This is a genomic window from Gordonia westfalica, from assembly GCF_900105725.1.
Lineage (GTDB): Bacteria > Actinomycetota > Actinomycetes > Mycobacteriales > Mycobacteriaceae > Gordonia > Gordonia westfalica.
This window is the reverse complement of sequence record NZ_FNLM01000034.1, coordinates 1,578,919-1,589,176: the sequence shown is the minus strand read 5'-3', so window position 1 is coordinate 1,589,176 and position 10,258 is coordinate 1,578,919. Positions and strand designations below refer to the sequence as shown.

Here is a 10,258-nt window from a genome sequence, read left to right as displayed (position 1 = left end):
CCGTGCGCGACGGTCAGGCGTCAGCCGCGCGCCTTGCGCCACCGCTTACGACCCTCGTCCGCACTGTGCGCCGCGGACTCCTCGGCGACAGCGGCGAGATGACGGGCGGACTCGGCGAGTTCGGCCGACCGTTCACGGGCGAGTTCGGCGAACTCGGCCGAGCGATCCCGAGCGATCTCGGCGAATTCCGCCGACCGCTCGCGGGCGGCGTCGGCGATCTTCGGAGCGTTCTTCTTGGCCTGCTTCCGGGCCTTCTCAGCGCGCTTCTGTGCTTCCTTGGCCAGTTTCGGTCCCCGCTTGCGGGCGGTCTCGGCCAGTTCCGACGACCGATCGCGTGCAGCGTCGGCCAATGTCGCCGAGCGCACCACAGCGGCGTCGGCGATGACCGGCGCACGGTCGCGGAGACGGTCGGCGACGTCGGCTGCGGTGTCGGCGGCCCTCTCCGCGATCTCGAGCGAACGCTTCTGCGCGGCCTCGGCGAGCTCGGGAGCGTGCTCGCGGAACTTGGCGGCCGCCTCGGCCGACCACTCCGCGGAACGCTCCGACAGCGCGTGGGCACCCTTGCTCAGCAGGTCACCGGCCTCGGCCGACCGTTCGCCGACGACCTCGGCACCCTCATGGGTGCGCTCGACCAGTGTGTCCCAGGTCGAGTGTCCGGCGGCCGCGCCGATCGGGAGCGCCGCGGCGACCGCGCTGGCCTTCTGCCGACCACGCCATGCGAGCGACGGCTTGCCCTCGGTGTCGACCGCGGCCAGCAGGACGCCGCCGAGCAGGCCGACGTTCTTGATGAACGCGTTGCGCTGGGCCTCCTTGCGGACCGGGTCGGCCTCGTTCCAGAAGTCCGTGCCGGCGGCGGTGGTCGGGATCAGCGTGCCGGCCAGTACGACCGATGCGAGACGCGGGAACTTGCCTGTCGCCAGCAGGATTCCGCCGCCGATCTGTGCAGCCGCGTTGATCTGGACCAGGGTCTCGGTGTTCTCCGGGACCTTGTCCGCGACCTCCGGCGGCAGGGCGGTGCGTGCCTTGTCGACAAGCGGCGCGGCAGACTGCGCGATCGGTTTCGGGCTCCGGATGGCTTCGACTCCACTGGCGACGAAAGCCGAGGCGAGGAGCGGGCGGGCGATACGGCGGAGAATCATCGGTCACAACCTTCTTCGATCGAGTGCGTTTCGAGATCCGTCGGGGTACAGCGTGATTCTGGCTCGTTCAACGCTACCCGCCCTTCGGATACATGCAGGTGAATCGACTCTTCGTGATCGGTTCGGGAACTCCGGGAGTTCCGAGGTCACGATCGGTAGAGCGTTTCGGATGTCAGATATCCGGTGAGGCCCACGCCCAAACCTTCCGCAAATCCACCCCTTTTCCGTGAACCCACCCCTATGCGAGGGGGCGGGTTTACGGAAAAGGGGTGGGTTTGCGGATCGTCACCAGCGGCGTTCGCGCCACTCCGGCACCGAGGCGCGTTCGGCGCCGAGCGTGGTGTCCTTTCCGTGGCCCGGGTAGACGACGGTCGAGTCGCCGAAGCGGTCGAACAGCTTGGTGGCGACGTCGTCGATGAGGGTGTCGAAGTCCTCGGGCTTCCAGGTCTTGCCGATGCCGCCGGGGAAGAGGCAGTCGCCGGTGAACAGGTGGACCGTGTCGCCGTCGGTCAGGGCGAGCGCGATGGAACCCGGGGTGTGCCCCACGAGGTGGATGGCCTCGAAGCGGAGGTCGCCGATCTCGATCACGTCGCCGTCGTCGACGAGACGATCCGGGGTGACCGGGAGTTCCGGTGCGTCATACCGGCCGGCGGCGGTGGGGACGCCGGTGTGTTCGGCCACCGCGGCCAGTGCCTGCACATGGTCGTGGTGCTGGTGGGTTGTGAAGATCAGCGCGGGCTTTCCACCGATCGCATCGAGTACGCCGATGATCGTGTCGGCGTCGTTCGCGGCGTCGATGATCAGCTGGTCGCCGGTGGCCTTCGAGGTCACGACGTACACGTTGTTGTCCATCGGGCCGACGGACAGCTTGACGATGCTGGCGGAGTCGAGGGTGCGGCGCTGCGGGGTCTTGGACCCGGAGAGATCGCCGGTGTAGGAATCGCTGATCGGTGTCGCAGAGGTCATGCGGCAAGGCTATGACACCGCGCGGCCGATGTGTGACGCTCGCGACCGTCGGACCCGGCCTGCGCGCGGGTATCGTGGACTATCGGTCCGATGGTGTATGGCCCCGATGTCGTATGACCCCCGGATGGCGAGACCGATCGTCCGGCCCTCGGGCCACGAATCCCGTCCGGGCCGACACTCACGGAACAGTTTTGTCGGTGCCTGTCGTTATGGTGCCCATGCGCCGCGCGTGCGCCCAGAGTCTGCGAGGACTCTGACTCGAGAAGAAATGTTAGGACTGCAGTGGTTGATCGTCTGATCGTCCGAGGTGCCCGCGAACACAATTTGCGGGGCATCGATGTCGACCTCCCTCGGGACAGCCTCATCGTGTTCACCGGACTGTCCGGATCGGGCAAGTCATCGCTCGCGTTCGACACGATCTTCGCCGAGGGGCAGCGCCGCTACGTCGAGTCGCTGTCGGCGTACGCCCGGCAGTTCCTCGGCCAGATGGACAAGCCCGACGTGGACTTCATCGAAGGCCTCTCGCCTGCGGTGTCCATCGACCAGAAGTCGACCAACCGCAACCCGCGGTCGACGGTCGGCACCATCACCGAGGTCTACGACTACCTCCGCCTCCTCTATGCCCGCGCCGGCAAGGCGCACTGTCCGATCTGTGGCGAGGCGATCGCCAAGCAGACCCCGCAGCAGATCGTCGACCAGGTGCTCGCGATGGACGAGGGCACCCGCTTCCAGGTCCTCGCGCCGGTCGTCCGCACCCGCAAGGGCGAGTTCGTCGACCTCTTCGCGGAACTCCAGACACAGGGCTTCTCGCGCGCCCGGATCGACGGCGTCGTCCACCAGTTGACCGATCCGCCGAAGCTGAAGAAGCAGGAGAAGCACGACATCGAGGTCGTCGTCGACCGCCTCGTCGTGAAGGCGAGCGCCAAGCAGCGTCTCACCGATTCGGTCGAGACCGGTCTGCGTCTCGCCGACGGCATCATCGTGCTCGACTTCGTCGACCTCGAGGAAGACGACCCGAACCGCGAGCGCCGGTTCTCCGAGAAGATGGCGTGCCCGAACGCCCACCCCATCGCGATCGACGACCTCGAACCCCGCTCCTTCTCGTTCAACTCCCCGTACGGCGCCTGCCCCGAATGTGATGGCCTGGGCGTGCGCAAGGAGGTCGACGAAGAACTCGTCGTGCCCGACCCCGAGATGACCCTCTCCGAGGGTGCGATCGCGCCGTGGTCGACCGGCCACAACGCCGACTACTTCCTGCGCCTGATGTCGGGTCTCGCCGACCAGATGGGTTTCGACGTCGACACCCCGTGGAAGAAGCTCCCGGTCAAGGCGCGTCGCGCGCTGCTCAACGGCAGCGACCACCAGGTGCACGTGAAGTTCCGCAACCGCTACGGACGCACCCGCTCGTACTACACCGAGTTCGAGGGCGTCATGTCGTTCCTCGCCCGGCGCATGGACCAGACCGAGTCCGAGCAGATGAAGGAACGCTACGAGGGGTACATGCGCGACGTGCCGTGCCCCGCCTGCCAGGGTGCACGCCTGCGTCCGGAGATCCTCGCGGTCACCCTCGACCATCCCGAGTACGGCCCGAAGTCGATCGCCGAGGTCTGTGCGCTGTCGGTCGCCGAATGCGCCGACTTCCTCGACAACCTCCACCTCGACGACCGGCAGGCGGCGATCGCCGGCCGGGTGCTGAAGGAAGTCCAGGCCCGCATCCGCTTCCTGCTCGACGTCGGACTGGAATACCTGTCGCTGTCCCGTGCGGCCGGATCGCTGTCCGGAGGCGAGGCGCAGCGCATCCGTCTCGCGACACAGATCGGCTCCGGACTCGCCGGCGTCCTGTACGTGCTCGACGAGCCGTCGATCGGTCTGCACCAGCGTGACAACCGCCGATTGATCGAGACCCTCACCCGCCTCCGCGACCTCGGCAACACGCTGATCGTCGTCGAACACGACGAGGACACCATCCGGGCCGCCGACTGGATCGTCGACATCGGTCCGCGTGCCGGTGAACACGGCGGTCACGTCGTGCACAGCGGCAGCTACAAGGACCTGCTGAAGAACCGCAAGTCGCTGACCGGTGCGTACCTGTCCGGGCGGGATTCGCTGCCCGTCCCGGAGATCCGCCGGCCCATCGACCGCAAGCGACAGCTCACCGTCGTCGGCGCCCGCGAGCACAACCTGCGTGGCATCGAGGTGTCGTTCCCGCTCGGCGTGATGACCGCGGTGACCGGTGTGTCCGGCTCGGGTAAGTCGACGCTCGTCAACGACATCCTCGCTACGGTCCTGGCGAACAAGCTCAACGGCGCACGCCACGTCCCCGGCCGGCACACCCGGATCAAGGGACTCGACAACCTCGACAAACTCGTCCAGGTCGACCAGTCACCGATCGGTCGCACCCCGCGCTCCAACCCGGCGACCTACACCGGCGTCTTCGACAAGATCCGGACCCTGTTCGCGGCGACGACCGAGGCCAAGGTGCGCGGCTACCAGCCGGGCCGGTTCTCGTTCAACGTCAAGGGCGGCCGCTGTGAGGCCTGCACCGGCGAGGGCACGATCAAGATCGAGATGAACTTCCTGCCGGACGTGTACGTGCCGTGCGAGGTGTGCCACGGGGCCCGCTACAACCGGGAGACTCTCGAGGTCCACTACAAGGGCAAGACGATCGCCGAGGTCCTCGACATGCCGATCGAGGAGGCCGCCGACTTCTTCGAACCGGTCACCTCGATCCACCGCTACCTCAAGACCCTCAACGACGTCGGTCTCGGATACGTCCGTCTCGGACAGCCGGCACCGACGCTGTCGGGTGGCGAGGCGCAGCGCGTGAAGCTGGCCGCCGAGCTGCAGAAGCGGTCGATGGGCCGGACGGTCTACATCCTCGACGAGCCGACCACCGGCCTGCACTTCGAGGACATCAAGAAGCTCCTCGCAGTCATCAACGGACTCGTCGACAAGGGCAACACGGTCATCACCATCGAGCACAACCTCGACGTCATCAAGACCGCCGACTGGGTCATCGACATGGGCCCCGAAGGCGGTAGCGGAGGCGGCACGGTCGTCGCCGAGGGCACACCCGAGGACATCGCGGTCGCGCCCGGAAGCCACACCGGCAAGTTCCTCGGCGAGATCCTCGAGGTCGACGCGACGGTCGCCTCGGCGGGCTGATCCCAGCAGAATCGCCACTTCCGTTGCAGCGGCGCTACTTACAGCTAGCGCTCCTGCTCGGAAGTGGCGATTCTGCGTCAGGCGGGTGCGGCCACGGGCGACCCGGTGGGTGTGGGGAGATCCTCGGTCCGCGCTTCGTCGGGTTCCGGTGTGCTGAGCGCCGCGCCCCTCGCAACGCCGATGCCCAACAGGATGTAGAAGACCGCGACGCCCGCGACGCCGGGGAACAGGAGAGTCATCTGAACATCCCGGGTGACGAGGAGCAGGGGCACTGCGAGGCCTCCGGCGACTCCGCCGACCACACCCGGGATCGCGACGAGCGCCCACAGCGACCGGCGTCGGGTGGCGGTGATCGCGACGACGAGCGCCAGCAGCGCCGATCCGAATCCGAACACCGGACCCGAGTATGCCGCCAGGACCTCGTGTGTACGGGTGATCGGCGCAGGCTCGCCGGCTTTCAGTGCGTCGAGTTCGAGCTTCGCGGCGATGTGCGGGATGTACTCGATGGTGGTGAGTGCTGCGCCGACCGCCGCGACGATCAGGAACGGCGCGACCTGTGCCGGGCGGACCCCCGACCGCACCAAACCGATCAACGACGCCGCGATGAGTGCGGTGCCCAGCATCGCGATCGAGTGCGTGGGAACCCAGGTGGGGTCTTCCAGCATGCCGATCACATGCCCTTCGACGGAGTCCATCGGACCGTGCGGGTGCGAGGCGCCGCCGACACATACGAGCGACCCGCCGAGTGCGAGGCCATATCCGGTGAGATTGGATTTCTTCATCAGGAGTCCTAAATTGGATGAGTCACGCACTGTTGATTGAGTCCGACTCAACGAATATAGGGGAGGCGGTCCCGATGGGACAAGGGAAACGCGCATATTCGTCGCCGCGCCGGGAGGCCCAGGCGCGCGAGACCCGTGCGCGACTCGCGGCTGAGGCTCGTCGGCTGTTCGCGGAAAAGGGTTGGGCCAAGACCACTCTCAAGGAAGTTGCGAAGGCCGCGGGGGTGGCCGAGCCGACCGTCTACGCGGTCTTCGGAAACAAGGCCGGTCTGGCGACGGCCCTGGTCGATCTCGTCGACGAGGAGGCCGATGTGCCGACCCTGGTGGCAGAACTGCAGGCGTCGAACGTCTCTCCGCGGCAGCAGATCGAGGCGATGGCCAGACATCGGCGACGCATGTTCGACGGTCCGGGCGACATCGTGGGGCTGCTCTACGAGGGGAGTCTCACCAACGACATGCTCGCCGGCGCCTATCGCGATGGAGAGCAGCGCGGCGACGACGGGCGTCGGCGGATCTTCTCGAGTTGGCCCGCCGGGACGCTGCGGGAGGGCATCGACGTCGACGCGGCGTGCGACGTGTGTTCGCTCGCATTCGGCCACGAGACCTGGTTGCACCTCGCGAACAGGGGGTGGAGCTCGGAGCGGATCGCGCAGTGGGTCGTCGACCTGCTGTGCCGAGAGTTGGTGAACGATGAGGTCGGCGCCGCCGAGTCCTGACCGAATCGCCACTTTCGTTGCAGCGGCGCTACTCACAGCTAGCGCGCCTGCACGGAAGTGGCGATTCTGCGATGTCTGGAGGACCTAGGAGCCCATCGACTTGCGGATCTCCTCGAGACGCTTCTTCGCGGCCTCGTCGCGCTTGCGAATCATCTCGTCGACGTTCTGACCCTCGGCACTCGCCTCGGCGAGTTCTTGGGAGCCGATCGCGGTGGTGATGCGGTTCTCGATCTTGTCGCGGACGAAGTCGAAACTCGGAACGCCGCTGTCGGAGTAGTCGGGGTCGGGGAGAGTCCCCGGTACCGGACCGGTGTGCACGATCTCGGCGTCGACGATGTCGTCGTGCTCGGCAGCCTTGTCCTGATCCGTCATGTGACCAGGGTACGACGTGGGGGCTTCGACGCGGTGCCTCGCTGCGCTCGGTACCGGCTCAGCCGGCGGGGGTGAGGTGGGGGCTTCGACGCGGTGCCTCGCTGCGCTCGGTACCGGCTCAGCCGGCAGACAACCGGTACCGGCTCAGCCGGCGGGCGCTACTTCTTCGGCGCGCGCACCGGGCCGGTGTACTTCTCGCCGGGACCCTCGCCGGGCTCGTCGGGGTAGGCGCTGGCCTCGCGGAAGGCGAGCTGCAGGCTCTTGAGGCCGTCGCGGATCGGTGCGGCATGGATGCCGAGGTCGGCCTTCGACGCGTCGACGAGGCCGGCCAGTGCGGTGATGAGCGTGCGGGCCTCGGGCAGGTCGATCCGCTCCTCGGACGCGCCCTCGGCCAGGCCGAGTTTCTCGGCGGCGGCACTCATCAGCATCACGATCGACCTGGTGATCACCTCGATCGCCGGAATATCTCCCAGGTCACGAACGTTGTCGAATTCAGTGTGTGCCGCATCATCGGTGTCGGCGCCACTGCCCGTCGCACCCTCCTGGGGTATCGGTGCTGGTGACGAATTGGGGTTCTCGGCCATGGCTGTTAGACTCCCATAGCACGACCGCCCTGGTATGCGCCGGGGTCGTAAGTGGAGTTCCGCTCCCACCGTTCGACGCGAGTTCTCGCCACGCGAGATCACCGCAGTTGAACGGTCCGGTTCACGCCGATCGTCGCAGATCGCATCCTCGTCGATGCGACCGCAGATCGGCTGTGCTGTGCCCCTGAGGTGCGGTAGATGAATCGGTCGGTATCGGAGCCCCGCGGACATCTGTCCCGGGGCTCGTTTGCTGAGGTTTGCGCTGGTTCTCCTGCACACGACCCTCGCCACGACGCGACGGTTACCACTGCAGGATTGAACAAGGAGGCCCCATCAGCACTGAGACCCGCATCAACGAGCGCATCCGCGTCCCTGAGGTCCGACTCGTCGGACCCAACTCGGAGCAGGTGGGCATCGTGCGTGTTGAAGATGCGCTTCGCTTGGCCTACGAGGCCGACCTCGACCTGGTCGAGGTGGCTCCGGACGCCCGTCCGCCGGTCTGCAAGATCATGGACTACGGCAAGTTCAAGTACGAAGCGGCCCAGAAGCAGCGCGAATCGCGTCGCAATCAGCAGATGACCGTCATCAAGGAGCAGAAGCTCCGCCCCAAGATCGACGACCACGACTACGAGACCAAGAAGGGTCACGTCGTCCGGTTCCTCGAGGCGGGGTCAAAGGTGAAGGTGACCATCATGTTCCGCGGCCGCGAGCAGTCCCGTCCTGAGCTCGGCTACCGCCTGTTGCAGCGCCTGGGCAACGATGTCGCCGATTACGGCTTCGTCGAGACCTCGGCCAAGCAGGACGGTCGCAACATGACGATGGTCCTCGCCCCGCACAAGGGTGCGAAGACCCGCCAGAAGGCGCAAGAGAGCCGCGAACGTTCCGGCGGCCCGAAGAACGCGCCGGACGAGAGCTGAGCCGATCGGCCGCGGGGGTACCGCCCCCGTCCCGGCCGAGATCACGAGACGTGAACCCGGATTCCAGCCGGACCTGGTCAGGTTCGGCTGCCCGAGTTCGCCCGACAGAAGGAAAGACATGCCTAAGAGCAAGACCCACAAGGGCACCGCGAAGCGATTCAAGGTGACCGGCAGCGGCAAGATCGTCCGCCAGAAGGCCAACCGTCGCCACCTGCTGGAGCACAAGCCCTCCAAGCGGACCCGTCGTCTCGACGGCACCACCGTCGTCAGCGAGAACGACGCTCCCCGCATCAAGCGTCTGCTGAACATCTGACGCGCGCGAACCCGGACACCTGACAAGCAAAAGGATTTAACACATGGCACGCGTGAAAAGGGCAGTGAACGCCCAGAAGAAGCGTCGGTCCACCCTCGAGGCCTCGAAGGGCTACCGCGGACAGCGGTCGCGCCTCTACCGCAAGGCCAAGGAGCAGCAGCTCCACTCGATGACCTACGCCTACCGGGACCGTCGCGCCCGCAAGGGTGAGTTCCGGAAGCTGTGGATCGCGCGTATCAACGCTGCGGCCCGCGCCAACGACATCACCTACAACCGCTTCATCCAGGGCCTGAAGGCCGCTGGTGTCGAGGTTGACCGCAAGGTGCTCGCCGACATCGCGGTGACCGATCCCGAGGCCTTCACCGGCCTGGTCGAGGTCGCCCGCAAGGCCCTGCCGGCTGACGTCAACGCCCCGGCTGCCTGATTGCGCCACACCACACACGACCCGCGAGTCGCACGAAGGATGATCCGATGACGGAGATCCTGTCCGAGCGATCCTCGCGGGTCGTGTCGTATGCGAAGCTCCATCGCGCCGCCGAACGACGCGAACAGGGGCGCTTCCTCGCCGAGGGGGCCAACTCGGTGTCCTCGGCACTCGCGGTCGAGCGCGCCGAGGTCGTGCTCGTGGCCGACGAGGACCGTCTCCGGCATCAGGAGATCACCGACGCCGCCGAGGCCGCGGGCGTGCCGGTCCTGGTGATCACCGCACGTGCGGCGTCGAAGCTCGCCGAGACGTCGACGCCGCCGGGGATCTTCGCGGTCTGTCCGCTGCTCGACGTGCCGCTGCAGACCGTCCTCGCCGACGAACCACGACTCCTCGCGATCGCCGTCGAACCCCGGGAGCCGGGCAACGCCGGCACGCTGATCCGGTGCGCCGACGCGATGGGCGCCGACGCCGTGGTCTTGCTCGGCGACGCCGTCGACCCGCACAACGGCAAATGCGTCCGCGCGAGCGCCGGGTCCGTGTTCACCGTGCCGGTGGTGCGTCAGCGCGAGCTGACCGACGGTCTCGACGCCCTCGCCGCTGCCGGCGTCACACTGCTCGCCACGGCCGCCGACGGCGAGGTGAACCTCGACCACGCCGCCGAGGTGCTGTCCGGGCGTATCGGCTGGCTCTTCGGCAACGAGGCCCACGGGCTGTCCGCCGACGTCCAGGCCGCCGCCGACCATCGGGTGTCCATCCCCATCCGCGGCCGCGCGGAGAGCCTCAACGTGGCGGCCGCCGCGGCGATCTGCCTGTACGAGAGTGCGCGTGTCCACAATGCGGTGGGTCGCGGCTGACAGCTGTCCGAGGCGGCCGGTAG

11 protein-coding genes are annotated in these 10,258 nt (G+C 67.2%); 6 read left to right on the top strand and 5 right to left on the bottom strand.

The features are described from left to right. Positions 1-20: 20 nt before the first annotated feature. Complete coding sequence (locus BLU62_RS12735; RefSeq protein WP_074849935.1) at positions 21-1,139, bottom strand: DoxX family protein; 1,119 nt, start codon at positions 1,137-1,139, stop codon at positions 21-23. Between the two features lie 285 nt (positions 1,140-1,424). Further along, complete coding sequence (locus BLU62_RS12730) at positions 1,425-2,105, bottom strand: MBL fold metallo-hydrolase (protein ID WP_074849934.1); 681 nt, start codon at positions 2,103-2,105, stop codon at positions 1,425-1,427. 282 nt (positions 2,106-2,387) lie between these two features. Between BLU62_RS12730 and uvrA the strand changes: the two genes are divergently transcribed. Next, positions 2,388-5,270: an excinuclease ABC subunit UvrA gene (gene uvrA, locus BLU62_RS12725; RefSeq protein WP_074849933.1), complete on the top strand. Its 2,883-nt coding sequence runs from the start codon at positions 2,388-2,390 to the stop codon at positions 5,268-5,270. Between the two features lie 77 nt (positions 5,271-5,347). On the opposite strand, the gene BLU62_RS12720 is transcribed toward uvrA, so the two are convergent. After that, entirely contained in the window at positions 5,348-6,052 is a 705-nt protein-coding gene (locus BLU62_RS12720) for a hypothetical protein (protein ID WP_074849932.1), read from the bottom strand. Between the two features lie 74 nt (positions 6,053-6,126). On the opposite strand from BLU62_RS12720, the gene BLU62_RS12715 reads away from it, so the two are divergent. Next, entirely contained in the window at positions 6,127-6,768 is a 642-nt protein-coding gene (locus BLU62_RS12715; protein WP_074849931.1) for a TetR/AcrR family transcriptional regulator, read from the top strand. Positions 6,769-6,852: 84 nt separating this feature from the next. Here BLU62_RS12715 and BLU62_RS12710 read toward each other — a convergent pair whose 3' ends face one another. Continuing rightward, entirely contained in the window at positions 6,853-7,140 is a 288-nt protein-coding gene (locus BLU62_RS12710; protein ID WP_074849930.1) for a PspA domain-containing protein, read from the bottom strand. Between the two features lie 158 nt (positions 7,141-7,298). Next, on the bottom strand, positions 7,299-7,724 hold the full coding sequence (locus BLU62_RS12705; RefSeq protein ID WP_074849929.1) for a DUF1844 domain-containing protein: 426 nt from the start codon (positions 7,722-7,724) through the stop codon (positions 7,299-7,301). A 314-nt stretch (positions 7,725-8,038) separates the two neighbouring features. Here BLU62_RS12705 and infC point away from each other — a divergent pair, with 314 nt between their 5' ends. The 4 genes from infC to BLU62_RS12685 all read left to right on the top strand — a co-directional run bounded on the left by infC (position 8,039) and on the right by BLU62_RS12685 (position 10,235). After that, entirely contained in the window at positions 8,039-8,641 is a 603-nt protein-coding gene (infC, locus tag BLU62_RS12700) for a translation initiation factor IF-3 (protein ID WP_085950459.1), read from the top strand. Positions 8,642-8,759: 118 nt separating this feature from the next. Then, complete coding sequence (gene rpmI / locus BLU62_RS12695) at positions 8,760-8,954, top strand: 50S ribosomal protein L35 (protein ID WP_006360758.1); 195 nt, start codon at positions 8,760-8,762, stop codon at positions 8,952-8,954. A gap of 43 nt (positions 8,955-8,997) precedes the next feature. Beyond that, positions 8,998-9,378, top strand: a complete 381-nt coding sequence (rplT, locus tag BLU62_RS12690) for a 50S ribosomal protein L20 (protein WP_005178731.1) — start codon at positions 8,998-9,000, stop codon at positions 9,376-9,378. A 47-nt stretch (positions 9,379-9,425) separates the two neighbouring features. After that, positions 9,426-10,235, top strand: coding sequence for a TrmH family RNA methyltransferase (locus tag BLU62_RS12685; protein ID WP_074849928.1), 810 nt, complete (start codon positions 9,426-9,428; stop codon positions 10,233-10,235). The last annotated feature ends 23 nt before the right edge of the window (positions 10,236-10,258 follow it).

Bases quoted from the DNA above. Each gene is read 5' to 3' on its own strand.
- BLU62_RS12685 (WP_074849928.1), top strand. From the start codon at position 9,426: ATGACGGAGATCCTGTCCGAGCGATCCTCGCGGGTCGTGTCGTATGCG.
- BLU62_RS12715 (WP_074849931.1), top strand. From the start codon at position 6,127: ATGGGACAAGGGAAACGCGCATATTCGTCGCCGCGCCGGGAGGCCCAG.
- BLU62_RS12735 (WP_074849935.1), bottom strand. From the start codon at position 1,139: ATGATTCTCCGCCGTATCGCCCGCCCGCTCCTCGCCTCGGCTTTCGTC.
- rpmI (WP_006360758.1), top strand. From the start codon at position 8,760: ATGCCTAAGAGCAAGACCCACAAGGGCACCGCGAAGCGATTCAAGGTG.
- BLU62_RS12710 (WP_074849930.1), bottom strand. From the start codon at position 7,140: ATGACGGATCAGGACAAGGCTGCCGAGCACGACGACATCGTCGACGCC.
- BLU62_RS12730 (WP_074849934.1), bottom strand. From the start codon at position 2,105: ATGACCTCTGCGACACCGATCAGCGATTCCTACACCGGCGATCTCTCC.
- BLU62_RS12705 (WP_074849929.1), bottom strand. From the start codon at position 7,724: ATGGCCGAGAACCCCAATTCGTCACCAGCACCGATACCCCAGGAGGGT.
- rplT (WP_005178731.1), top strand. From the start codon at position 8,998: ATGGCACGCGTGAAAAGGGCAGTGAACGCCCAGAAGAAGCGTCGGTCC.
- BLU62_RS12720 (WP_074849932.1), bottom strand. From the start codon at position 6,052: ATGAAGAAATCCAATCTCACCGGATATGGCCTCGCACTCGGCGGGTCG.